Annotated in this window: 22 protein-coding genes; 8 read left to right on the forward strand and 14 right to left on the reverse strand. The window is 44.6% G+C overall.

The genetic code is table 11. The features are described from left to right. Nucleotides 1-1,551 precede the first annotated feature (1,551 nt). From B0I27_RS14285 to B0I27_RS14310, 6 genes are all read left to right on the forward strand, one after another. On the forward strand, nucleotides 1,552-2,445 hold the full coding sequence (locus B0I27_RS14285; RefSeq protein ID WP_106294547.1) for an outer membrane protein assembly factor BamD: 894 nt from the start codon (nucleotides 1,552-1,554) through the stop codon (nucleotides 2,443-2,445). Between the two features lie 7 nt (nucleotides 2,446-2,452). After that, nucleotides 2,453-2,782: a DNA-directed RNA polymerase subunit omega gene (locus B0I27_RS14290; RefSeq protein WP_106294549.1), complete on the forward strand. Its 330-nt coding sequence runs from the start codon at nucleotides 2,453-2,455 to the stop codon at nucleotides 2,780-2,782. Nucleotides 2,783-2,842: 60 nt separating this feature from the next. After that, nucleotides 2,843-4,039 carry a bifunctional phosphopantothenoylcysteine decarboxylase/phosphopantothenate--cysteine ligase CoaBC gene (gene coaBC / locus B0I27_RS14295; RefSeq protein ID WP_106294551.1) on the forward strand — a complete coding sequence of 399 codons (1,197 nt, stop codon included), beginning with the start codon at nucleotides 2,843-2,845 and terminating at the stop codon, nucleotides 4,037-4,039. After that, nucleotides 4,039-4,935: a type IX secretion system protein PorD gene (porD, locus tag B0I27_RS14300; RefSeq protein ID WP_106294553.1), complete on the forward strand. Its 897-nt coding sequence runs from the start codon at nucleotides 4,039-4,041 to the stop codon at nucleotides 4,933-4,935. Before coaBC ends, porD begins: the two co-directional genes overlap by 1 nt. Nucleotides 4,936-4,989: 54 nt before the next feature. Continuing rightward, nucleotides 4,990-6,663 carry a DNA repair protein RecN gene (recN, locus tag B0I27_RS14305; RefSeq protein WP_106294555.1) on the forward strand — a complete coding sequence of 558 codons (1,674 nt, stop codon included), beginning with the start codon at nucleotides 4,990-4,992 and terminating at the stop codon, nucleotides 6,661-6,663. An 81-nt stretch (nucleotides 6,664-6,744) separates the two neighbouring features. Next, nucleotides 6,745-7,557: an enoyl-ACP reductase FabI gene (locus B0I27_RS14310; RefSeq protein WP_106294557.1), complete on the forward strand. Its 813-nt coding sequence runs from the start codon at nucleotides 6,745-6,747 to the stop codon at nucleotides 7,555-7,557. 77 nt (nucleotides 7,558-7,634) lie between these two features. Here the strand turns inward: B0I27_RS14310 and B0I27_RS14315 are convergent, their stop codons facing one another. From B0I27_RS14315 to B0I27_RS14325, 3 genes are all read right to left on the reverse strand, one after another. Then, nucleotides 7,635-8,030 carry a hypothetical protein gene (locus B0I27_RS14315; RefSeq protein WP_146133140.1) on the reverse strand — a complete coding sequence of 132 codons (396 nt, stop codon included), beginning with the start codon at nucleotides 8,028-8,030 and terminating at the stop codon, nucleotides 7,635-7,637. A gap of 86 nt (nucleotides 8,031-8,116) precedes the next feature. Then, nucleotides 8,117-8,575, reverse strand: coding sequence for a hypothetical protein (locus B0I27_RS14320; protein WP_106294561.1), 459 nt, complete (start codon nucleotides 8,573-8,575; stop codon nucleotides 8,117-8,119). A 48-nt stretch (nucleotides 8,576-8,623) separates the two neighbouring features. Then, the gene (locus B0I27_RS14325; protein ID WP_106294563.1) at nucleotides 8,624-9,325 is read right to left on the reverse strand and encodes an SDR family oxidoreductase; all 702 of its coding nucleotides are present in this window, start codon (nucleotides 9,323-9,325) and stop codon (nucleotides 8,624-8,626) included. A gap of 126 nt (nucleotides 9,326-9,451) precedes the next feature. Between B0I27_RS14325 and B0I27_RS14330 the strand changes: the two genes are divergently transcribed. After that, nucleotides 9,452-10,408: a GDP-mannose 4,6-dehydratase gene (locus B0I27_RS14330; RefSeq protein ID WP_106294565.1), complete on the forward strand. Its 957-nt coding sequence runs from the start codon at nucleotides 9,452-9,454 to the stop codon at nucleotides 10,406-10,408. Here the strand turns inward: B0I27_RS14330 and B0I27_RS14335 are convergent. The 6 genes from B0I27_RS14335 to B0I27_RS14360 form a co-directional block, all read right to left on the reverse strand. Next, the gene (locus B0I27_RS14335; protein ID WP_106294567.1) at nucleotides 10,405-11,322 is read right to left on the reverse strand and encodes a lysylphosphatidylglycerol synthase transmembrane domain-containing protein; all 918 of its coding nucleotides are present in this window, start codon (nucleotides 11,320-11,322) and stop codon (nucleotides 10,405-10,407) included. The genes B0I27_RS14330 and B0I27_RS14335 overlap by 4 nt on opposite strands. Further along, nucleotides 11,297-12,247: a glycosyltransferase family 2 protein gene (locus B0I27_RS14340; protein WP_106294569.1), complete on the reverse strand. Its 951-nt coding sequence runs from the start codon at nucleotides 12,245-12,247 to the stop codon at nucleotides 11,297-11,299. Before B0I27_RS14340 ends, B0I27_RS14335 begins: the two co-directional genes overlap by 26 nt. After that, nucleotides 12,244-13,842: an ArnT family glycosyltransferase gene (locus B0I27_RS14345; protein WP_106294571.1), complete on the reverse strand. Its 1,599-nt coding sequence runs from the start codon at nucleotides 13,840-13,842 to the stop codon at nucleotides 12,244-12,246. The genes B0I27_RS14340 and B0I27_RS14345 overlap by 4 nt, the downstream gene beginning before the upstream one ends. A 31-nt stretch (nucleotides 13,843-13,873) precedes the next feature. Continuing rightward, entirely contained in the window at nucleotides 13,874-15,916 is a 2,043-nt protein-coding gene (locus B0I27_RS14350) for a TonB-dependent receptor (RefSeq protein ID WP_106294573.1), read from the reverse strand. A 5-nt stretch (nucleotides 15,917-15,921) separates the two neighbouring features. Then, the gene (locus B0I27_RS14355; protein ID WP_106294575.1) at nucleotides 15,922-17,226 is read right to left on the reverse strand and encodes a PQQ-dependent sugar dehydrogenase; all 1,305 of its coding nucleotides are present in this window, start codon (nucleotides 17,224-17,226) and stop codon (nucleotides 15,922-15,924) included. A 66-nt stretch (nucleotides 17,227-17,292) separates the two neighbouring features. After that, nucleotides 17,293-18,549, reverse strand: coding sequence for a prephenate dehydrogenase (locus B0I27_RS14360; RefSeq protein ID WP_106294577.1), 1,257 nt, complete (start codon nucleotides 18,547-18,549; stop codon nucleotides 17,293-17,295). A 117-nt stretch (nucleotides 18,550-18,666) separates the two neighbouring features. On the opposite strand from B0I27_RS14360, the gene B0I27_RS14365 reads away from it, so the two are divergent. Continuing rightward, nucleotides 18,667-19,281 (forward strand): hypothetical protein, encoded by a 615-nt coding sequence (locus tag B0I27_RS14365; RefSeq protein ID WP_106294579.1) that lies wholly within the window; start codon nucleotides 18,667-18,669, stop codon nucleotides 19,279-19,281. Nucleotides 19,282-19,341: 60 nt separating this feature from the next. Here the strand turns inward: B0I27_RS14365 and rpsJ are convergent, their stop codons facing one another. The 5 genes from rpsJ to B0I27_RS14390 form a co-directional block, all read right to left on the reverse strand. After that, a complete protein-coding gene (gene rpsJ / locus B0I27_RS14370) occupies nucleotides 19,342-19,647 on the reverse strand; it encodes a 30S ribosomal protein S10 (RefSeq protein WP_016197132.1) in 306 nt (101 codons plus the stop codon). Between the two features lie 59 nt (nucleotides 19,648-19,706). After that, nucleotides 19,707-21,818: an elongation factor G gene (gene fusA / locus B0I27_RS14375; protein WP_106294581.1), complete on the reverse strand. Its 2,112-nt coding sequence runs from the start codon at nucleotides 21,816-21,818 to the stop codon at nucleotides 19,707-19,709. Between the two features lie 99 nt (nucleotides 21,819-21,917). Next, complete coding sequence (gene rpsG, locus B0I27_RS14380) at nucleotides 21,918-22,385, reverse strand: 30S ribosomal protein S7 (RefSeq protein WP_106294583.1); 468 nt, start codon at nucleotides 22,383-22,385, stop codon at nucleotides 21,918-21,920. A gap of 18 nt (nucleotides 22,386-22,403) precedes the next feature. Next, a complete protein-coding gene (gene rpsL / locus B0I27_RS14385; RefSeq protein ID WP_079717716.1) occupies nucleotides 22,404-22,817 on the reverse strand; it encodes a 30S ribosomal protein S12 in 414 nt (137 codons plus the stop codon). A 108-nt stretch (nucleotides 22,818-22,925) separates the two neighbouring features. Then, a complete protein-coding gene (locus B0I27_RS14390; protein ID WP_106294585.1) occupies nucleotides 22,926-24,914 on the reverse strand; it encodes a M1 family metallopeptidase in 1,989 nt (662 codons plus the stop codon). Nucleotides 24,915-24,992 lie beyond the last annotated feature (78 nt).

Here is a 24,992-nt window from a genome sequence, read left to right on the forward strand (position 1 = left end):
TTCCTCTTTTCAATCTCTCACTTAGCCTTGCGCCTCGCTTTCCCTTGTTCGTTTTGGGACTGCAAAGATGGGAACTTTTTGTATTCCCTGCAAGTCTTTAAGGCTTTTATTTTTATCTACAGGGGCTTTTCCGGGCAGCAGAGAGGACAGCGGCTTTGAAATCAGAAGATTATAAAGTGAAATTTGATCAAACAATTTTTAGGGGGTGTTTGTAAAGGGGGTCAAAAGAGTGAGTGGATAGGGTTTGAGGATCCGGATCGGACATATATGCAGGGAGCATAGGCAGGGAGCAGGCTCCGGGCCAAGAGGAAAACCAAAATCTGAGCCTGGCCCCGGAAGGTTCAGGATATACCAGGTGTGCGGGATGATATAAATTGCATAATGAGGTATAATGTCGCCTGTATGCTACAGGCGAATGTCTATACCGCTTTCAATATTAGTAAAAGGTGTAAACGAATTGGATCATTCATCTTGTCTATCCAATAATATCCTTTCAATAAGGAAGAGCTTCATATAGATGCCTGTCTGGGGCGAAGCAGGTAAGGCTGTTTGGAAAGCCTTGCACAAAGTCGAATCAACCTCCCTTAAACTCCCTACCAACTTCGGCTTTTCTTCGCATTTTATCGAAGCTGGTACGACGCTGGTACGACTTTGGTTCGGAGCTGACAGGGCCTTGACTCAAGAATGATGCTACAAAGGAAACCCGGGCAAGAAGCGAGGCTTACCAAACTTGTCTCCTCTTACATTCCATAATCGATCGCATAGTTTCTCTGATTTTGAAAAATGATTTCAGGTCGATTCACTCATCTGTTCCAGCTATCATCTTCGACGCACCAATGAAGCTTATTGCTTCTTTTTGATTCAGGAATATGGTAGCATCGTCCTGTCGAGGCTATACATCTTTCATCGCCCGTCCTATTATAACTATACAACCTTTGAATGTCACCAGATCAGGACCTTCTTAAAATCTTCACAGCATTCGATCTTTTTGTCAACCTTCCGCGATGCTGGTGTATCCTATAACTAGTGACCCGGGCGCGAATGACATCAAAGACAAGTTGTGTTTCAAGCCGCACGACAAACAGTCCTATTAAATTACACCTTTATATAGATGATTTCAGGAAGACGTCCGGAAACAACTACCTATATAGTATTAACCAATACCCCAATGCATACTCCGGCTAGAGAAAGATCCCTGCAGTCGATTTCGGGAGCACCCGATAAAAAGCTATTCAAAACAACCAGCATCCCCTACCAAAACCACCCCTGTTAAAGAGCATCGCTATAGATATTCAAAAACATACCTATAATAATTAAGCAGCCGGCGTTCTAGCAAGAGCATCCCAATGAGATTGCTCCACGTGGCACATTATAATTCCACCATACACCACTTGATTGAGACATCTGACCAGGTCTGCTTTTGCTACATAATCCCGATCATCAGTCGTGTTGTTAAGTTTTGTTAAAATCATCTCACAGGCCGTAAAAAAACCTAACTTCGAACGAATTAATTGAATTGACTATTATTTTGATTTAATGTATCTTTGCAGGATGTTTAAAAACAAGCGTTTATTAACGTGGTGCTTATTGCTGGCTGTTGCTCTTGTGACCAGCTGTAAGAGCAAATTTGAAAAGTTAGTTGCTAGCAACGATACTGGTAAAAAGTACCAGGAAGCCATTCGTTTATATAATAAAAAAGATTACAGCAAAGCGTTGCTCCTGTTTGACGGGTTAAACCAAAAATATAAAGGTCGGGGTGAAGCGGAAGATCTTGCTTATTATTTCGCCTATACGAATTACAGACTGAGAGATTACACTACTGCACGCTATCAGTTTAAGGTATTTGCAGATACCTATCCAAACAGTGCGAGAGCGGAAGAGTGCAGATTTATGTCGGCTTACTGCTACTATCTGGACTCACCCAATTTTACGCTCGATCAGGAGAACACGTATCGTGCAATCGAATCTCTGCAGCTTTTCATTAACCTTTATCCAAAGAGCGACCGTGTTGTTGAGGCGAGTAGCCTGATTGCGGATCTTCGTGATAAGCTGGAGAAAAAGGCAATGGCAAATGCCCGTCTGTATTTGGATATAGGAGACTACAAATCGGCAATCTTCGCATTCGAAAATGCTTTGAGAGACTACCCTGATACCAAATATGCCGAAGAGATGGAAGCGTTAAGCGTGGAGGCTCAATACCTTTATGCAGCGAACAGTCTGGAAATCCGTCAGGAAGAACGTTACACTCAGGTTGTAGAGATGGCGAATACTTTCAGCGAAGAATTCCCTGAAAGCAAGTTTCTGAAAAATGTACAAGACTACAGGAAACGCGCTGAACAGGGCATCGTTCAGGTGCAAAAGTTGTTGGCGCAGTCTCAGCCACCAGCACCTGAGAAAGATAAAGAAGAAGTAAAAGAAGAAAAATCCACTGCGGAAAATAAATAAGGTAAAGATGAGTAATACGAAAACTACAGTTGCTTCAAGCACAATAACAAGAGATCTGCGTCAGTTGGACACAACTACAGATAATGTATATGAGTCTTTAGTTGTTATTGCTAAGAGAGCAAACCAAATATCGAACAACATCAAAGAAGAACTTCAGGGAAAGCTTTCTGAATTCGCTTCTTCAAATGACAATCTGGAAGAGGTATTTGAAAACCGCGAGCAGATTGAAATATCCAAGCATTATGAGCGTATGCCGAAGCCTACGCTGATTGCGATAGACGAGTTTTTACACGATAAGGTTTATTATCGTAACCCTTCTAAAGAACAACAGGGTTAATTTGTTCTTCCGGAAGTCTGGATAGCATATTAGTCATCCAGGTTCATTACTTGATGTGATATGCTTGAAGGAAAAAAGATATTACTAGGCGTTTGCGGCAGTATAGCCAGTTACAAATCTGCTATTTTAACCCGTTTACTGGTGAAAGCTGGTGCAGACGTCAAAGTAATCATGACACAGGATGCTACGCATTTTGTTACCCCTCTTACGTTCTCTACTCTATCAAAAAACCCGGTTTTCAGCACTTATTTCAAGGCGGATTCGGGTGAGTGGAACAACCATGTTGAACTCGCTCTTTGGGCTGACTTCATGCTCATTGCCCCTATAACCGCTAACACTATCGCCAAACTAGCTAACGGCCATTGTGATAACCTGCTGTCTGCGGTTTATCTTTCTGCTAAATGCCCTGTCTTCTTTGCGCCTGCAATGGATCTTGATATGTGGCTTCATCCGGCGGTACAGCGTAACGTTTCATTACTGGAATCTTATAAAAACAAGCAGATTAAACCCGCCTATGGCGAACTTGCCAGCGGACTCGTCGGTGAAGGCCGAATGGCTGAACCTGAGGAAATCCTCGCTTATCTTCAGCAAGCGTTGGGCACCGATCTTCCTCTGAAGGGGAAACGGGTATTGATAACGGCAGGTCCCACATATGAATCAATTGATCCCGTAAGGTTTATAGGCAATCATTCATCCGGCAAGATGGGTTTTGCAATTGCGGAGGAGTTCGCTCGCAGAGGGGCGCAGGTGACCCTCATTAGTGGTCCCTCCTCTCAAGTACTGCGCGCGCCATCTATCAGGCGGATCGACGTAAGTTCAGCAGAAGAAATGTACCATTCGGTTCACCAGGAGTTCCCTGAAAACGATATCATGATCATGAATGCTGCGGTGGCCGATTATCGACCCAAACAGGTAGCGCCAGAAAAGATCAAAAAGAGTCCTTCTGAGTTTGTTATCGAGCTGGTAAAAACGAAAGACATATTGTCTTCACTTGGTGAAATGAAAAGGGATGATCAGATTCTGGTTGGCTTCGCTCTGGAGACCAATAATGAAGAAGAGCATGCCATCGCGAAGCTTAACAAGAAGAACCTTGATTTCATCGTGCTGAACTCATTAAAAGATGAGGGGGCCGGTTTTCAGGGGGATACTAACAAGATTACCATTATCGATCGTCATCTCCGGAAAGAAACGTTTCCTCTTAAATCTAAGGAAGAGGTAGCAAAGGATATTTGCAGTAAAATAGCCGACTACCTGTAATGAGAATCATTGCCCTCATTCTCCTGCTCGTATTTGCCCTGAATGCAAAAGCACAGGATTTGAATGCGCAAGTGCAGGTAATATCTCCACGGGTACAGAACAATAACAAACGTGCGCTCATTCAATTGGAGTCGGCGATACGCGACTTCCTGAACGGCCGCAGATGGACGGGTCTTGCTTCTCGTCCGCAGGAAAGAATTGATTGCAATTTTCTGATCAACATCAGTGAATGGGACGGATCATCAAGTTTCAAGGCAGAGGCTCAGATCCAATCAAGCCGGCCAGTATTCGGAACGACGTATAACTCGCCACTTATCAACATCAGCGACAAGCATTTTGATTTCAGCTATATTGAAGGGCAGGCTCTCGATTTCTCGGAGCAGCAGTTCCAGTCTAATATCGCTTCGCTTCTCGCCTATTACGCCTACATCATTGTGGGCTTTGATGCAGACAGCTTCTCGCGATATGCTGGCGCACGCTATTTTGAACAGGCCCGACAAATTGTTAACAATGCGCAGAATGTTCCTTTTGTGGGATGGAGAGCAGTCGAAAGCCAGACAAACCGCTATTGGCTTTCTGAAAATCTGAACAACCAACAGTATAACGATCTCCGAAATTTTATCTACGAATATCATCGCGATTGCCTGGATATTCTGGAGTCTAAATCAGAGCGAGCGAGGAAGACTTTAGTTTCTATTCTTCCCGGCCTGCAAAAAACGGACAGGGCCCGCCAGGGAAATATGTTAAGTCAGATTGTGTTTACGGCGAAGTCAGATGAGATCGTGCATGTTCTGAGACCTGCGCCCGAACAGGACAGACTCCGCGCATATTCCATATTAAGTTCTGTCGATCCGGTGAACATCCGCAAATATGATTTGTTAAAGAGTAATCAATAGTGCTATTGTATATTTGATGTACCTTTAAAACAAAAGCTCAGTTCATATACCATTATGCTAAGTCGCTTAATAATACGCAATTATGCACTTATTGAAGACCTCGATATTGCATTTTCAGGGAAATTAAACATTATCACCGGTGAGACAGGCGCTGGGAAATCCATCATTCTGGGAGCGCTATCACTAATCCTGGGTCAGCGTATTGAAGGAAGATATTTCTTCAATCAGCAGAAAAAATGCGTCATAGAGGGTCACTTTGAAATAGGCGCCTACCAAATCGCTGCCTTTTTCGAGGATAAAGATCTGGACTATGAATCATCGACGGTCCTGCGCAGGGAAATTTCCGCAGATGGCAAATCACGGGCATTTATTAACGACACACCCGTTAACCTAACGGTATTGCGAGAGCTGGGTGAGCTTCTTATCGACATTCACTCCCAGCATGCTACGTTGGAGATAAATAACGAGAGTTTCCAACTGCTCGTGGTAGATTCTATCGCTGCAAACGATCTTCTGCTTAAAAATTATCAGGAGAACTACCGTCAGTATAAGTCGATAACCCAGAAATTGAAAATACTGGAAGAACGCTCCCATCAGGCAAAGGCAGACGCAGACTACTATCAATTTCAGTACAACGAACTGGATGAGGCATCGCTGCACGACGAGTTTGAGCAGGAGGCTCTTGAGCAGGAGCTGAATGCGCTTACACATGCGGAGGAAATTAAAAAAAGTCTTTTAACGGTCGGGAGTGCCCTTACCGAAGACGAGCAATCAACCGTTATACTGCTAAAAGAAGCGCTTTTGCAACTTCAGCATGCAGAGAAGTACCTTCCGGAAGTGCATGAATTGAGCGAAAGGCTCAATAGCGCGTTGATAGAAATCCGCGATATTGCGGCAGAAGTGGAAATACTCGAGAGCAGCACGTTAATAGACGAGTCGCGGGCAGACGTTGTTAATGAACGCCTTAGCACTATATACAACCTTCAAAAGAAGCATCGGGTTACATCCATTCAGGACTTAATAAAAATCCGTGAAGGCATTGCGGAAAAGCTTGACTCAGCATCCACTACTGACGAGGAGATTGAAAAACTAAAAAAAGAAAGTGCCGCGCTGAAAGATGAACTGGTTATTTTGTCTGACACGCTATCGGCCAGCCGGAACGAAATCATACCAACCATTGAGAGGCGTGTCAGAGAGATGCTGACGGAGGTCGGGATGCCTAATGCGGTGCTTAAAATCGTAAATGAACTGCTCGACGAAGACGCCTTAGGGCCAAGGGGCAGAAACAGGATTCAGTTTTTGTTTTCGGCTAATAAGGGACAAGACCCGGCGCCGATGAACAAGGTCGCTTCCGGCGGAGAGCTTTCCAGACTGATGCTAAGCATCAAGTCGCTCATGTCTAACCACATTGCCCTGCCTACCATTATATTTGATGAGATAGACACCGGAATTTCTGGTGAAGTAGCGTTAAAGGTGGGGGGTATCATGGAGAAATTGTCGGAAGGCATGCAAGTGATAGCGATTACTCACCTTCCGCAGATCGCCAGCAAGGGAGATGCTCATTATTTCGTTTTCAAGGATGAAAGGGACGATATCACCCATACGGATATCACTTTGCTTAGCAGTGATGAACGCGTTGTGGAGATTGCAAAGATGCTCAGTGGCGAGAATCCCGGTGAATTTGCCTTACAGCATGCAAGGGAGCTGATTGAAGCTGCGAAATCGTAATAAACTGATTTATAAATTGATCGTAATTGATTTCGTTTTAACTGATAAGAATCCTTATTTTAGACGCCAAATTGGTTAATAATGGCTTATAATTTACTAAAAGGCAAAAAGGGTATAATCTTCGGAGCTCTTGATGAAAAGTCAATCGCTTGGAAAACAGCCTTACGCTGCGTTGAAGAAGGCGCTGAAATAGTGCTTACAAACGCTCCAATCGCGATGCGTATGGGTGAGATCAATAAACTGGCCGAACTGTGTAATGCTCCTGTTATTCCTGCTGACGTTACCAGCCTCGAAGACATCGAGAACCTGTTCACTAAGTCTATGGAACATTTCGGAGGGGGTGTCGACTTCGTTCTGCATTCAGTAGGCATGAGTATGAACCTGCGCAAGGGGAATCACTATACTGATACGAACTACGAATTCATGCACAAGAGCATGGATATCTCTGCAATCAGCTTCCACAGAGTGTTGCAAACAGCTATGAAACTGGATGCCATCAATGAATGGGGATCTGTTGTAGCTCTTTCTTACATCGCTGCTCAACGTGTATTCCCTGATTACAATGATATGGCGGATGCTAAAGCAATTTTGGAGAGTATTGCACGTAACTTTGGTTACCAGTACGCTGTTAAAAAGCACGTGAGGGTAAATACGATTTCTCAGTCGCCAACCCGCACTACTGCAGGCTCAGGCGTTAAGGGCTTTGAAGGATTTATTCTTTTTGCTGAAAAACAATCACCTCTTGGTAATGCATCAGCAGACCAATGTGCAGACTACACCGTTACCTTGTTCTCCGACCTAACGAAGATGGTAACTATGCAAAACTTATTCCATGACGGAGGCTTCTCCAACACAGGTATCAGCCATGCTGTTATCGATCAAATGGAAAAGTAAGCACTCTTCTTGAGATATTAAAAAAGGGGCCGCGGATAATTAATCTGCGGCCCCTTTTCTGTTCATAGGACATTATGTTAGTATTCGGAAGAATCGATAAGCACAATCTTTATGCGCATAGAGGCTGGCAAGTTAGTTATCACTCCTCCATCTAAACGCTTGATTTCAAGCAGAAGACTTCCCGCTGTTACTACATAACCATACGATATTCCTTCGTAGACCTCTGGAATTTGTTCATAATTGCGTCCGCCATCAAAGGAAATGTAGATTAAAATAGCTCCCTGTTGGTTGGTGTAACTATCATATTCAGGCAAATCGATTGAGGCCTCATATGTTCTTCCATTGTCAAACGGCTCCCAATCACGAGCTTCCAGGTCCACTATCACTGTTCTGTTGGGGACAACGTATTCGGTTTTCTCACATGCTGTTACGAACAGCATCAGTGGCATAATTAGCGTTAGTAAATATTTCATATCTGGCGTGTTTCCTATATAGACGAAAGATACGCCCGATGGTTTCATCAAGGACTAAACTTTTGGGAAACGGCGGCAGAGTGCTCCTAGTTAAAGTCTTTGAAACTAGCCCTGGTGAAAGTACCCGGCATGGCATGATCCCCTTCCTCAAACTCAATCTTTACTGCTTTAACCGCAGGGATCTCCGTTAAGGAAAAAGTCGCTTCTGCCAGATAAGACTCCGCACCGGATGTGCCGATACTTTGGGTGAGTTGCATGGCGTCGTCAATTCGAGTGACAATTGTATCACCCTGCATGCGCAGGTATTTCATTTTGATCCCCGGATACTTTTGGTTTAACACGCGAATGATCTCTTCATGTCCCACCCCTGCCATACTTCCTGCTGTATGGTCCAGCTGCAAACGTTGTGTAGTTTCATTATAGGTGGTATTCCAGGGGAGCGAATCTAACTTTCCCTCCTGCTGCAAGGAATCGGTAATGAGTGTATCAGCGGTGTCAGATGACGACCGTTTCTCATCTCTTGTACAAGCGGCTAAAAAGATCATACATATCAAAAGGAAACGGCCGTATTTCATAACCTGGTAATTGAATCGTTAAGGTGTAGTAACCGCAACAGGAAGGACCTTACCGTTGAAGAACTTATGTGCATTAAGAGCAAAGTCGGCAATGTATTTGCCCATCTCAAAAGCCATAACCGGAGACTGATAGCCAGGGAACGCTTCTTCAAGCATTTCCGTCTGTGCAGAACCCAATGCCAGACAATTGAAGTGGATATTACGCTCTGTATATTCTACTGCCAAACATTCCGTTAACGCATGTAGTGCAGCCTTGCTAGCCGCGTATGCCGCCATCCCCGGAAACTTAACGCTACCCGTGAAGCCTGCCATACTTCCTATATTAACAACATGTGCATTGTCGTTCAGCACCGGAAGCATATTCTGGATCATCTTAATATGCCCCATTAGATTGCTTTGCAACATTGCAGCAAAGTCTATCTGTGAGATTTCTCCGAAAGGCTTTTGGATTAGCTGTCCGGCATTATTAATGAGAACGTCCAGGGTTCCTACCTTCTGCTTAACAAAATTGACCAGGGAGGTATAGTCATCATGCACAATGTCAAACTTGGCTGGGTAAAGTTTGCAGTCCGGATTTAGGCCTAATGCTATCTCGTACAATCTCTTTAATTTATCTTCGGAGCGTGCCAGTGCAATAATTTCATGATCACCGTTCTGAATCATATCCAGCACCGCCTCAAACCCTACTCCACTGCTGACACCTGTTATTAAAATCTTCATCGTACAATATCTTTAAAATACGAAATTAGGGAAAAAGATCCGCTATATCTGAAACGTGCATACAGGGATTATAGTTTCCATTAGTTCCGCAAGTCGAAAAAACGTAGCTTTGCGCTTTAGCGAAATATGAAACACATTCTGGTAACTGGCGGGGCTGGTTTTATTGGTAGTAACCTGATAACTACATTATTATTAAGCGGGGAGTACAAGGTAACGTGTATTGACAACTTCGACGATTTCTATCCGATTGCACAGAAGGAATGGAATATTAAGGACTTCGACCAGAATCCAAACTTTTCTTTAATACAGGGGGATATTCGCAATCCTGAAGATCTGCAGAAAGCTCAAAATGTCGACGCCATAATCCATCTGGCAGCAAAAGCCGGCGTCAGGCCGAGCATTGAGAACCCTGGCTTGTACCTGGACGTGAATATAAATGGCACCAGGATTCTTCTTGACTACGCCCGCGAAAACGGGATCAAACAGTTTCTGTTTGCGTCATCAAGTAGTGTCTACGGTATAAATGAAAATGTGCCATGGATTGAAGAAGATCCTTTGCTCCCCATTAGCCCATACGCCTCGTCGAAAGTAGCCGGCGAAATGCTTGGTCATGTTTATAGCCATCTTTATGGCATCAGGTTCGTTGCGTTACGTTTCTTCACGGTTTATGGCCCTGGACAAAGGCCGGACCTGGCTATACACAAGTTCTTTAAGGCGATCTCCAATGACCAGCCTATCCCCGTTTTTGGTGACGGTTCGACTAGTCGGGACTATACTTTTGTGGACGATACCGTACGGGGGATTGTTGCAGCGCTGGACTACACCCGCTCTGATTTTGAAATCATAAACCTGGGCAACCACCGGACGATTACCTTAGGCAGCCTGATTGAGGCTATAGAAGATACCGTTGGCAAGAAAGCGATCATTGACCGCCACCCTGAACAACCGGGCGATGTTTCTCAAACATACGCCGAGATTTCCAAGGCTCAGGAATACCTGGGATATGACCCTTCCACTTCTTTGGAAGAGGGCTTGGATGTCTTCTATAAGTGGTTTAAGGAATTTTATTCGGAAGAAGCCTAAGGATTGTTAGGCTCCTCTTCTTTCAAATGGGCAACCTCTTCTTCTGAAGGAAGAGGCTCAAATTCTTTGGACCGGTATACAAACCAGAGTCCGGGTAAGGATGCCAATACATTGATCATCCAGAACGTAAACGTAAGGAATACCGCAAGGGTTTGATCGATATCAAACACGTCGGAAGCATGAGCCATGAATACGTCTCTGACTCCCAGGCCTGCCACTCCAATATTGATCAAAGCAACAATAGACGACATTAAAAAGCTGAACAGGTAGGGCGAGAACTTGCCATCGAAGTCCTGAGACAGCAGAATACATATAACGGCCAGGATCTGAAGCGACTGCACCATCCCTGCTTTAATATGATTACGGATGAAGTGTCTGGAAAAATCGGTAAAGAAGCGCCGCAATACCAGAAAGTAAATTAACGTACCGAGTAATAGAGCCGTTATCGGCCATGTGGCAGGTATCTCAATCTGGGGGATAAAGATGATCAGTACCACAGAGATAAAGCCGACTGCCCAAAGACCACTCAGGCGGTCAAAAAAGAACGCCAATAGCAGACGCTTCGTAGGCAGCTTAAATTTCTTCCTTAGCAGATAAACTTTATATCCATCGCCTCCTATCCCTCCCGGGAGGAAAACGTTATAAAACATCCCCAGCAGGTAAAGCCGGAAGTTATACCAGAAGTTGAATTCCAAACCTATTGCCTTTAAAAAGCTGAGCAGCCTCCAGGAGGAAACGACTTGCGATAAAAAATAGGAGCAAAAAGCCAGCAGGATAAACCACATGTTGCTGGTAAGAAACAGTTGCTTGACCTGATTAAAGTCTATTTTCTGGAAGACGTAATAAATCAGCAGGCCCGTTACTATAACCTTCAGGGGGATTTTAACTTTATTCCAGAGTTTCTTCTTGTCCATTAAATATTCTCCTAACCTGGTATGTTTTCCTGTTTGTACCTTCGAAATAGTTTCTGATGCTGATTTCGGCAATGATGCCAATGGTGATTAATTGGATGCCTCCCAGCAAAAGGATAAGTCCTAATATCAGCAATGGTTTTCCTCCAATGTCATTACCCAGCACCTTCAGGATGAGAAGATAAAAGTTAATGAGTAAACCCAAACCGAATGAAATAAAGCCGATGGTTCCGAACAGGTGCATGGGGTTTTGGATATACTTTCTGAAGAATACCATGGTCATTAAATCGGCCATTACTTTGAAGGTACGGTTGAGTCCGTACTTGGACTGACCATGAATACGCGCATGATGCTTCACATCCACCTGCGTTATATTAGCGCCCTGCAGCTTAGCCAGGACTGGGATAAAGCGATGAAGTTCTCCATAGATGCCGAGATCTTCTGCTATTTCGCGCTTAAACACTTTTAGGGTGCAGCCGTAATCTTTTATATATACACCGGTCATACGACGGATAATATTGTTGGCAATTTTAGAGGGTACTTTCCTTAAGAAGACGCCATCCTGTCGGTTCTTGCGATTGCCCGCTACAACGTCCCAGTCTTCGTCAATCAGCTTCTCCAGCATCATCGGGATATCACTTGGGTCATTCTGCAGGTCTCCATCAAGTAGTGCAACATATCGTCCTTTGGAGTGCTCGATACCGGCTGTCATGGCGGTACTTTGTCCATAGTTCCTTCTCAGTTCGATGAGGGTAATGCGCTCATCAGCATATTTCCTTATCTCTTTCTGCGTCCCGTCAGAGGATCCGTCATCGACAAAAACCACTTCGTAATTAAGGGTCCCTAATGCTTTGCGTATGGCCTCCAGCAGAGGCTGTATATTTTCTCTCTCGTTGAGGACTGTGATAACTACGGAAAGGTCTTTCATTTAACTTTAAATAGTTTGAGATTGTTGTTATAGGATTTAACCAAAACCGCCTGCGGATTGCTCAAATCCCTGTCAAAGGTAAGATAATAGCCGGGCTTCGTGTCATCCTTCGTAGTCTGCATAATTTCCATACGTTCTCTTTCGATATAGAAAATGAGGCGGTGGTAAAAAGGAATCTCCAGAACCGGGGGATTAAAATGGTAGAAGTATATACTTTCTCCTTTACTGATCCTGGCCATTTCTATGGACGCGGCTTTGAAATAACCGCTCTCATTATGTGCGGCACGATGCGGCAAAACAAAGAAACTAAAGGCCAGCCTCACGGCGATAAGTACTCCCAGAAACGCTACAAGTTTATGCCGTTGAAATTTATAAATCAACCATGTGAAGAAAGCTGCGCCCAAGAATACGATGCCCACTTTTAATACTAGGAAGTCCACGTATTGCTCGAGGTCCAGAAATAACGGGGCTAGCATCGCGAGCGATACCAGGAAACCCAGCACCAGTAGTATGGTGTTGAATATTCTGCTAAGCCTCGGAAACTCTTCTCTATAGCTGTAATATGCGTGACTCCAGATAATAAACAGCAAAGGGTAAAGCATCAGCAGATACCGTGGCCTGGTTTCAGGCGATAACCAGTATACCCAAATGTTGGCGAGGAACGTAATGGCGCAAAAGAACAAGAATTCATTGTGACGGAGCTCTTTTAAGAACTTTTTATGGAAGCAAAATATCACCAGTAAACTGGTCGGCAACATGTGCGCGACATGCTCAAACGGAAAGGTTACCAGATGCTGGATACTGCTCCAGAGCCCTGTTCGAACGGCTGTACGCTGACTGCTCTGATCCCAGATAGTGGAGAAATAGCCTCCCAGGTCAGGGTTATATAATGAGTAATTATAAAAATACAAGCCGATAATCAGCAGACATATTGAACCTGAAATGATGTGCTGCCAACTGAAAAGCTTCTTAAAGTTCTTTGTGACAGCAAGGAATGCAATTAAAGTAAAGCCCTGAAATACTACTGACGGCAATCCCTTACTTAGAAAGGTGACAGATGTGATCAGATAGGATATTAAAAACAGGAAGAACCATTGCTTCTTTTGGTAAAAATAGAAGATGCTCATGAAAGAAATGAACGTGAGCCATGAGTAGAAGATGTCAATATGCCCCAGCATGGAATCATACAGCAACATTCGCCCGTTTACCAGGAAAAAGAATGCGCTCATAAGGGCTATACGCTTATCTGTAAGGAAGGTCCGAACAGCTATGTAGATAGTCAGTGCATAAAGAAACATAGGCACCGCCGCGGGGAGACGCGTAATGAACTCAGAATAACTTCCCGTGAGCAGGTACAGACCAGCCAGAATCCAGTTATAAAGTGGTGGCTTATTGTAATAATACTCCCCGGCAATTGTAGGAACCGAATAGTTGCCGCTAACGATCATTTCCAACGCTACGTTGGACCGCGTCGATTCATCTGCAAATAGAGGAAGCAGACCGAGGTTGAAGAGAAAAGCCGGTATTGACAGGGCGATTAAAAAAAGAAATGTTCTACCGGGATACTGATCTATATAGTCTTCTATCTGCTTCATGATATTCAGCTGCAAAGATAGAAGGATAGAACTATAATTCTACGCTCAATCCGGCAAAGAAATTTCGTCGGGCAGCAGGGTTGAAATAGCGGTTGCCAAATGCGTTCAGATCATTACCCAGGCTGTATGTCTCATCAAGTAAGTTGTCTGCGCCTATATAAAAGGATATGCCAAGTCCTCCCGCTGTTGTAAATTTACGGCTTGCCTTTGCCTGTAGCAGATGATACTTCTCCGCATAAACAGAGCTGGCATCGTTTAATGTAATGTCTGATGTATAATTGTGCTGCAGGAACAAGCTGTATTGTTTAGCGAAACCAAGGTTAACGGAGCTTACCAGAACATGCTTAGGAATTCCGGTCAGCCGGTTTCCGGTGTAATCTTCGGAACCGCTCTGATAATTATCAAATGAAAAGTCGCTATAGGTATAGCTATTCCTCAGCTGCGTACTTCTCAGGAACCCCTGCTTCCTCGGCGGAACCAGCCAATAGAGTAATTGAGACTCCAGTCCCGACTGGTTAGTTCCTCCTGCATTAACGAAGTATTCCGCATCATCCTCGTTAACGCGTCTCACGATTGCGTTTTTTAAATCATATCTGAAAACCACAGCATCCCAGTACAAGCGGTTATTAGCAAGTGACATTCTCAAGCCTGCTTCGTAGTTCCAGCCAGACTCGGGCTGAAGTTCCGTATTGATTACCTGATCGGAGGCACGAACCTCTGCTATTGTGGGCGATGAGAAACCGCGACTCGTGGAGGCCCTGACGGCAAGCTCCTCAGACAACTTGTATGATGCCGCAATGCGAGGCATAACCTGAGCGTCAAACGCTTTATCGTTCAGAGCAGATCTGGCTGCATCTATTGCTCCGTATTTATAACCGTTGAAGTTGATACTGGCGGCTGCCTCGAGAAGCAACCTGGAACTGGCCTGGATACTTAGGCGAGAGAAGACGAATTGTTGATTTGCATTCAGTTGATCGGCCGATTGTGTGTTACCCCGGATGCCGCCATTATTATCATAATTACTAATATCAGAAAGAGTGCGTTGTCCTTCATAGCCGAGTTGCCAGGTTAGAGGTACCGCGGTTCCGGTGTATTGGAAATACGTCCGCAATCCTGCCGTTCTTTCTTCTCTAACCTCATAATTTGTAATAAAGGGATTGCGGAAATCTGTAAGTGAGCCAGTGATGGCGAGTACGTGTTTGAAGGATGGCTTGAAGGTAACTTCATGCATGAGACCGCCCAGGAAGGTCTTATTATAGATGCCTGCTTGCTGTTCCCTGGCTCCGGGGTTGGGTCCTGCCGCGGGCCGCGCAGATCTTGGATTGCTTTCCATCTGCCCCGCAGTTAAGCCTCCAGGTGTCTCATAGTGCATATCCGAATATACAAGCAGCGCCTTTAGTGAGCCATTAGAAGAATAGCTCCATTGTGGTAGTGCTTGTATATACTTTCTGTTCATTGCGCTGTTCTCCCGGTATCCGTCCGAACGTTGATAAGCTTGGTAGACACTCAGGCTGACATCGTTCCACTTCTTTTGAATGGAGGCGTTCTGATATAACAGGCCATAAGATCCACCATTAATAGCAGCTTCGACAGTTTCCGAACCTGCAGCTTCAGTGTTAATCAAGACAACGCCACCTGTATTCGCCCCATAGACACTGCCCTCCGGGCCCTTCAGAATTGCTATCTCAGAAGCAGCACTTGCATCAATAGCATTCAGATATGTATTTCCTCCTGCATCAGTAAGCAGGAAATCGTCCATATACATCTTCACGTTTCTGATACCAAAGGGGGAGCGCAATAAACTGCCGCGAATTGAAAGTCGGTAACTGCCCGGCGAGCGCTCTTCCATACGCATTCCCGGAACGGAATTCATTGCAGGAACCAGCGAAAACGGTTGCTGCTCAGCGAGCATACCAGCGCTAAGCACGCTGACAGATGCAGGCAGGCTTAGCACGGGTTGCTTCGTAAAATAGGCCTTCACTTCGACCGTATGCAGCAAACTGGCAGTATCTGCCTGTTGTCCCTTTACCTTGACACACAGTAATACCAGCAGAACCGATAATCTTAAGTGCATTGTATCTATTTAAAAGAAACGCGCCAAATAGTATTTCCAGCATCATCAGCAACCAGCAGAGAGCCGTCTTTGGCTACCGCAACGCCAACCGGCCTTCCATAAACGTCCTTGTCTCCACCCTCAACTATAAATCCAGTCAAAAAATCCTCCTGCTTCCCTGAGGGCTTGCCGTTTTCAAAAGGCACAAAGGCGACTTTGTAACCGGAAAACTCCGAGCGGTTCCAGGAGCCATGCTGACCGATAAAAGCTCCGTTCTTATATTTTTCAGGAAACGATTCAGCGGTGTAGAACGTGAAACCAAGTGAGGCAGTATGAGCGCCTACTGATAGATCAGGAGCTATAGTTTTCTTCACCAGATCAGGTTTTTCTCCCTTTCTTCTGGGGTCTTCATTCGGACCAAAATAGGCGTATGGCCAACCGTAGAAAGCTCCATCCTTAACGCTGGTGATATAATCAGGCACGAGCTCATCCCCTAATTCGTCCCGCTCATTCACCGCGGTCCATAATTTCTTACTCTCCGGATTCCAGTCCATGCCTACTGGATTACGCAGCCCGGCAGCATAAATGCGCTCTCCGCTGCCGTCGGGATTAATTTCAAGAATATTCGCTCTCCGGACTTCATGCTCCATTCCATTCTCTCCAACGTTGCTTCCCGAGCCTACAGATACATAGATTTTTGATTTGTCCTTACTGGAAATGATATTTCGGGTCCAGTGATTATTGTACCCGCCCGCTGGAAGCTCGACAATCCTCTTTCCCGGAGACGTCATTTCCTGTTGACCCTCCTTATATGGATACATCCAAAGGCCATCGGTGTTGGCAACATAAAACGAATTTCCGATGATCAGCATCCCGAAAGGCTGATTAAGTCCCGACAAAAACACCTTACCTATTTCAGGTTTCCCGTCATGATTAGCGTCTCTGAAAATCAGGATAGAGTTAGAACTTTCGTTCATATTCTGTGATTGCGCGCGGCCAGATACAACATCAGATACTTTCTTCCCTTCAGTCGTCGCCTGAGCAACGAAGATATCTCCATTCGGTGCGACATATATCCATCGCGGATTCGTTAGATCTCCAGCAAACTTACTCACAGAAAAGCCAGAAGGAGCCACCGGGGTTCTGCCATTTGGCCAACCAACAACCTTACTAAATTTGTTCTTAGATTCGCCAGGTTGCGGAAGATTTCCGCTATCGGTGGTAACGAGGTTTGTATCTCCATCCGTTCCAGCACGGCTGCTACCGGAACTACAAGCTCCTAATGTTAGCGAACAGCCCAGGCCAAGGAAGAGTAGCTTTCTAATTATCATAGGGTATCGTCTTTACTTTTGAACCACTTAACACAACTCTTTGTTTGGAGCCTTGTGAGAATCCGACTAAGAAGTCAGCTTGGCAATCAACTTGGAGCTCTGTTGCGCACCCTCCTGTAACCTGTCGGAAAAAAAATCTTTCACCTGGTCGAAGTGAGACAGATAACCACTCATATCTCCATATTCAATAATTGAGGCCCATTCTCGTACGGCTGAATGAAATTCCAAATCGTCTGCACGGATACTCTTGTCATATAAAGCCGTTTGTATGGTTTCTTCCAAAAGATCTGCATTTTTAAACAGATACTCTGCAATACCTAGACGAAGACGAAAGGGAGGAGTCTGACAAATTAGATTTTCATAAGGGTTTACACCTATTTGATACCAAGCGTCAACCATAGCCAGTAAGCTTAAGTGCGAGTTTGGCATATAGTCATCAGCCTTTTCAGCCATCTTAAAATCCTTCATTACCTCGGGATCCAGCGTTATAAAGTCTCGCTCCCCATGAAAGACAAACCTACTGGCAGCTTGTATGCGTTCGCGGAACAGATCCTCCTGCTCACAGATCATCATCTTAAACAGCTCCGACTCAGACTTGGCATACTGCCTGACCTGCTTGCGGGCAAAGGGATTGAGTATGGCAAGCCCGGCATACACGTGTGCCTTATAGCTGAATATGCGCAGGGTTGTCAGGATCTTTACGTTATCAATTCCGTTAGAATAAGCGCCGTGATCCCAGGGATAAAAACCGGCATTTTTCCATGCGGTTCCCATACTTTCAAAACCCATATGCGTTACTGCTTGCGTATCTGCCATAATCTGATCATGCTGCTGATAGTCGGCCACTTCAATGATCTGCGACTCCAAGGCCTGAAAAACCTCATATGCACGACGGTATGCCTCCTCAGTTGAGCGATGATTAACTACGATAAGCTTCTGTCCTTCCGTGGAAAAAGCCGGACCATGCAGTGAATGGCAGGTCACAATATGAACGTCTTCGGGGAGGTACTTTTCAAAAGCAGCGATCTCGGGCGTCTTCACGGAAGTCTGACCAGAAATGATCGACCCATATTTTACCGAGCTTGCCGTCTGAGCAACCACCTTTCCTATATTGGACGCTTCTACCGAAAACAGGAGAAAATCAGCGACGCGGGCAACATCATTACTTGTTTGAAGTACGACAACGGATGTATCGCTAAATTGCTCTTTAAGTATTTCGTAGCGCTCAGGGAGATCGCAACCGTAAACTGTGAAGCCGCTGGAAGCCCACTTTCTGGCGCATACTGAGCCCATATCCCCTAAGCCGATGATACCTATATTCATAGGGTAAATATATGCATTGATTTCAGATCTTATTTTTACAAGTAAGAACTTTAGCCTATTATTGCCAATATACCGTATGATTTCGTACCAACACAATTTCACTTAAACACGAATACCATGAAAAAATCCTTTTTTATTAGTTTATCACTAACAGGCCTGCTACTATGTGGAGCTTTTAGTCAAACAAATGCACAGGATACCACCAAAGCAGTGAACCAAACCTTAAATATGCAGTATACGGAGATACTGAGAAAGTCGCGTAACCTGGACGGATACAAGTTGGTGAATCCAAACCGACTCTCCTCCTTCTGGAAAAGCACAGCCGATACCTTAAAGAAGGAAAGAAGAAGTCTCGCCGAGGCGCGAGCAAAGGTTAGCACCCTAAGCACATCGCTTGAAGGGCTAAAAAGCACACTATCGTCCAGTGAACAGCAACTCACCGAATCAAATGCAAGGCTTAATCAAGTAAGTTTCCTCGGATTTCCGATGGAAAAAGGAACATATAATCTGGTTATGTGGGGAACAGTAATAGTCCTGGCAATTGCGCTTACCATTTGCATTATTCAATCAACCAGAGCGAGAATGGAAGCCCGATATAGGGTGAAACTTTTTGAAGAGCTTTCTGCAGAGTTCCAAACCTACAAAGTGAAAGCTAACGAACGAGAAAAGAAGCTGGCACGGGAATTACAAGATGAGCGGAATAAGCTCGACGAACTCGGCTACAGAGGATAATAAAATAAAAAAGGCGGATAGTATAACTAACCGCCTTTCTTGTTTGGGTACTGTTTGTACTTAAACTTTGATCTCAACTTCAACTCCACTTGGCAATTCAAGTTTCATTAAAGCGTCTACAGTCTTTGAATTAGAACTGTAAATGTCAAGAAGTCTCTTGTAAGCACATAATTCAAACTGCTCACGAGCTTTCTTGTTCACGTGCGGTGAACGCAACACTGTGAAGATTCTCTTTTCTGTTGGAAGAGGAATCGGACCACTAACTACTGCGCCAGTCGGCTTTACAGTTTTAACGATTTTCTCAGCTGATTTGTCAACGAGATTGTAATCGTAAGATTTTAATTTAATTCTAATTCTTTGGCTCATCTTATTTGTGTTAAAGCCCTGCTTAAGAGCTATTGGTTAAGCAGGGCGATTTTATTTTATTAACCGTTATTTTTAGCGCCCTTTACTTTGGCAATAACTTCTTCCTGAACATTACGTGGAGCTTCCGCATAGTGATCGAACTCCATGGTAGACGTTGCACGTCCTGAAGTGATCGTACGTAACTGTGTTACATAACCGAACATCTCAGACAAAGGAACATGCGCTTTGATAACTTGAGATCCGGCACGTGAGTCCATACCTAAAAGCTGGCCACGACGACGGTTCATATCACCAATAACATCACCCATATTCTCTTCTGGAGTAAGGATCTCAACCTTCATGATTGGCTCCATCAAAACGGGCTTACACTTCGGCAATGCCTCACGGAATGCTGAACGAGCACAAATTTCAAAAGACAAAGCATCTGAATCGACTGCGTGGAAAGATCCATCGATCAAGCGAACTTTCATATCAGGAAGAGGGTATCCAGCTAACACACCATTAGACATGGCTGCAGCAAAACCTTTCTCAACTGAAGGAATAAATTCACGTGGAATTGAACCACCGGAGATTTCGTTAACGAACTGAAGTCCGCCTTTTTCGAAATCAGCATCGATAGGAGAAATTACCACCTGAATGTCAGCGAACTTACCACGACCACCAGTTTGTTTTTTATATGTCTCACGGTGTTGAGTAGTACCTGTAATCGCCTCTTTGTAAGCAACCTGAGGAGCTCCCTGATTAACTTCTACCTTGAACTCACGCTTTAAACGATCCATCAGGATGTCTAAGTGAAGCTCGCCCATTCCTGAAATTACAGTTTGGCCGGTCTCTTCGTCGGTCTTTACATGGAACGTAGGATCTTCCTCAGCTAATTTACCAAGAGCCATACCCAACTTGTCAATATCTGCCTGAGTCTTCGGCTCAATCGCCAAACCAATTACAGGCTCAGGGAAGTCCATAGACTCAAGAATGATTGGATTCTTTTCGTCGCAAAGTGTATCTCCCGTTTTGATATCCTTAAAACCAACTACCGCAGCAATATCACCCGCACCCACATTAGGGATAGGATTCTGCTTATTAGCGTGCATTTGGAAGATACGTGAAATACGTTCCTTATTTTGTGAACGGGTGTTGTAAACATAAGATCCGGCATCCAGGTTACCTGAATAAACACGGATAAAACATAAACGACCTACGAATGGATCTGTCGCAATCTTAAATGCAAGAGCAGCAAACGGCTCTGTAACATCTGGCTTACGAACAATCTCCTGCTCTGTGTCAGGGTTTGTTCCTGTGATACCTTCAACGTCCATAGGTGAAGGAAGCAATTCCATCACATAATCCAGCATGGTCTGAACACCTTTATTTTTGAAAGACGAACCGCAAACCATAGGAACGATCTTAGCATCCAAAGTAGCCTTACGCAGGGCGTCTAATACTTCGCGCTCAGTGATTGTTTCAGGAGCATCGAAGAATTTCTCCATTAGAGACTCATCGTATTCAGCAACAGCTTCCAACAATTTTTCTCTCCATTCAGCAACTTCCTCTTCCATGCTTTCCGGAATAGGAACTTCTGTAAAGGTCATACCTTTATCATGCTCATTCCATACAATACCTCTGTTGTTGATCAAATCAACTACTCCAGTAAATGCATCTTCTGATCCGATAGGTAACTGCAATGGAACTGCGTGGCTGCCTAACATTTCTCTTACCTGCTTAACAACCTTTAGGAAATCAGCACCTGAACGGTCCATCTTGTTGACGAATCCAATACGTGGTACATGGTAGTTGTTAGCTAAACGCCAGTTTGTCTCAGATTGAGGCTCAACACCATCAACCGCAGAAAACAAAAACACCAACCCATCAAGTACTCGTAATGAACGATTTACCTCTACGGTAAAGTCAACGTGTCCCGGTGTATCAATGATGTTCATATGATACTTCTGACCTCTGTAAGCCCAGTCAACAGTCACCGCTGCAGAAGTGATCGTGATACCACGCTCCTGCTCCTGTGCCATCCAGTCAGTGGTAGCCGACCCTTCGTGAGTCTCTCCCAACTTGTGGTTAACCCCTGAATAGTAAAGGATACGCTCAGTAGTAGTTGTTTTACCGGCGTCAATATGGGCAGCAATACCTATATTTCTTGTGTATTTTAAATCTCTTGCCATTTTATTGTTTGTGATTCTCTATGACCCAAAAAAGATTACATTGATTTCAAAACTCGTATCCCTCAATGTAATCTTCTTTAAATCTATGTAATCTTTATATTAGAAACGGAAGTGTGAAAACGCCTTGTTAGCCTCAGCCATTTTGTGCGTATCTTCTTTCTTCTTCACTGCAGCACCTTCACCTTTAGAAGCAGAGATGATCTCTCCTGCTAATTTCTCCATCATGGTCTTTTCACCACGACGACGAGAGTAAAGGATTAACCACTTCATTCCTAAAGCAATCTTACGTTCAGCACGAACTTCTGTAGGAACCTGGAAGTTAGCACCACCTACACGGCGAGATTTAACCTCTACAGCAGGCATTACATTATTCAAAGCTTTTTTCCATGCTTCAAGACCACTTTCATTCGTTCTTTTTTCAACTAACTCAACAGCATCGTAAAAGATAGAATAAGCAACTGATTTCTTTCCGTCGTACATCATGTTATTTACGAAACGGGTTACCATCACGTCATTAAACTTCGGATCAGGCAGGATAATTCTCTTTTTTGGTTTTGACTTTCTCATTTATATATCCTCCTTTGCTTATTTCTTTTTACCCTTTGCTGGTGCTGCCGCTGCCTGTCCTGGCTTTGGACGCTTAGTACCATATTTAGAACGACGCTGATTTCTTCCGGCTACACCTGAAGTATCAAGTGCTCCACGGATGATGTGATAACGTACACCTGGTAAATCTTTAACACGACCTCCTCTGATCAATACGATAGAGTGCTCCTGCAAGTTGTGTCCTTCTCCTGGAATGTAAGCATTCACTTCTTTTCCATTTGTTAAGCGAACACGCGCAACTTTACGCATTGCTGAGTTTGGTTTTTTAGGGGTAGTAGTGTATACACGGGTACACACGCCTCTTCGCTGTGGACAGCTGTCCAACGCTGGGGATTTACTCTTATCCTCCAGAGCTACTCTACCTTTCCTAACTAATTGTTGAATAGTAGGCATTTACGTTTTTTGTTTTTAAATTAATTTGCTTTACTCTTTTCTCCTAAAAAGGAATGCAAAGGTAGTAAGTTTTTTTGATTATCAAGGGGTTGAGAATAGAAATTCAACCTAATTCTTAACCTTCCAAACATTATTATCGGTATTTACATCCGGCAAACTCTGATCAGGGTCTATGGTGACTGATGCTACGTCTTCATTTGTGGGATATTGAAAAGTCCAGCTTTTGTTCCGCTTCCATATCTCCACGGGAAGCTGCACTCTGGAAACACTACCGCTTTTTAACTTGATGTCAACAACAACCGGCATGACCATCTTTTGCAGATTCGCCACTGTGATCAGCACGCCGTTCGCCGGATCATTTTTTACGTAACTAACTCCGGTAACCGCCTGATCCAGCTTCCAGTTGTTAAAAAACCACCCGCGCCAGAACCAGGAAAGGTCCTCGCCGCTCACATTTTCCATTGTCCTGAAGAAATCATCTGGTGTCGGATGCTTATACGCCCAACGTTCTATATAGGCTTTGAAAGCCCGATCGAAGCGCTCAGGGCCTAACACATTCTCCCGAAGTAAGGATAGTGCGATAGCTGGTTTATAGTAAGACAAATAAGCGGTATTTCTTTCTTTCATATTATCCGCGGTGGTTGCTACCGCCTCCATAGAAGGATCCATGATCAGTGACGTCCACTTTCTCATATTCCGTGTCCCCTTGTCGTACTCGCCTTTGTTAAACGCCGCGGTCGACAGCTCGTTGATAAAGGTATTCAGCCCTTCATCCATCCAGGGATGAAGGCGTTCATTTGATCCTACTATCATAGGGAACCAGATATGCCCGAATTCATGATCCGTAACTCCCCATAAGGCACTCCCCCTGGCATTGCTTCCACAAAAAACGATGCCTGGATATTCCATCCCACCAACATTGCTGGCGACATTAATAGCCGTCGGATAGGGATATTCAGTCCATTTTGCTGAATAGTATTCAATAGAAGCTTTTATGTATTCTGTAGAACGTCCCCAGGCTAACTTACCTGCCGACTCTGCCGGATAAGCAGATATCGCCATCGACGTCCTCCCTTCCTGAAGATTTATCCTTGCTGCATCAATCAAAAATGATGATGATGATGCCCAGGCCACATCCCGCGTATTCTCCATCTTGAACCGCCAGGTTTTTGTCCCCTCTACCGGCCGCGACGCATTCCTTGCATCCTTTTCTGAGCGGATCACAACAGTCTCATCACTACGCTTCGCCGCTGCCCATGCTTTCTGCTGATCCGGAGAATAAACTTCCTCCGGATTCAGCAACTCTCCCGAGCAGACAACAACGTGATTGGCAGGGACAGTAATATTCATATTAAAGTTTCCGTACTCGAGATAGAACTCGGCGGGCCCCAGATAAGGCGTGGTATTCCATCCCAAAATATCATCATAGACACACATGCGCGGATACCACTGCGCAATAGAAAACACTTTTCCGTTCAAAGTTTCCAGAATACCCATCCTGTCGGACCCGTAATCAGGTATCGTAAAAGAGAACTCAATCTTCAGCTTCAGACTACCGCCGCCGGCCTTCAACGGTTCCGGAAGCATCAGTTGCATGCGCGTATCGTCAATCATGCAATTAAGCTCCGTCTCTTTCCCGCTTTCATCAACCAGCTTCGCGAACTTGATCGCATATCCGCCATCAAATTGCTGACCTTTATTCCCACTTCTGCTTCCCGTCAACGGAACCGTGTTAAGTCCCCGCGACCCCTGCTTGTAAAGGTTCTGATCTAGCTGAAGCCAGAGAAACTCCAGGTCATCCGGACTGTTATTGGTATACGTCAGCAACTCCGTCCCGCTAACGGTCTTAAGCTTCTCATCCAAGGCCACATCAATATGGTAATCAGCGCGATTTTGCCAGTAAGCATGTCCGGGCTTGCCCGAAGCCGACCGATATTGATTCCCTGTACGCGTATAGACCGATCCGCCAAAGGTCTCGGTGTAATTGTAGCTGCCAGGACTTTTATCGCCGTCAAAATAACTTTCCGACTGCTGGGCGTCAGCAACAAATGAACACCAAAGAAGAGAAAAAGAAACTAGAAAACTTTTTAAATACATAGAATATATACTTCTGACATCTTAAGCCAACAACAAACAAACCCTGATGAAACAGATATCAGTAATGAACAGAATAAA

The organism is Arcticibacter pallidicorallinus, assembly GCF_003002875.1.
GTDB lineage: Bacteria > Bacteroidota > Bacteroidia > Sphingobacteriales > Sphingobacteriaceae > Arcticibacter > Arcticibacter pallidicorallinus.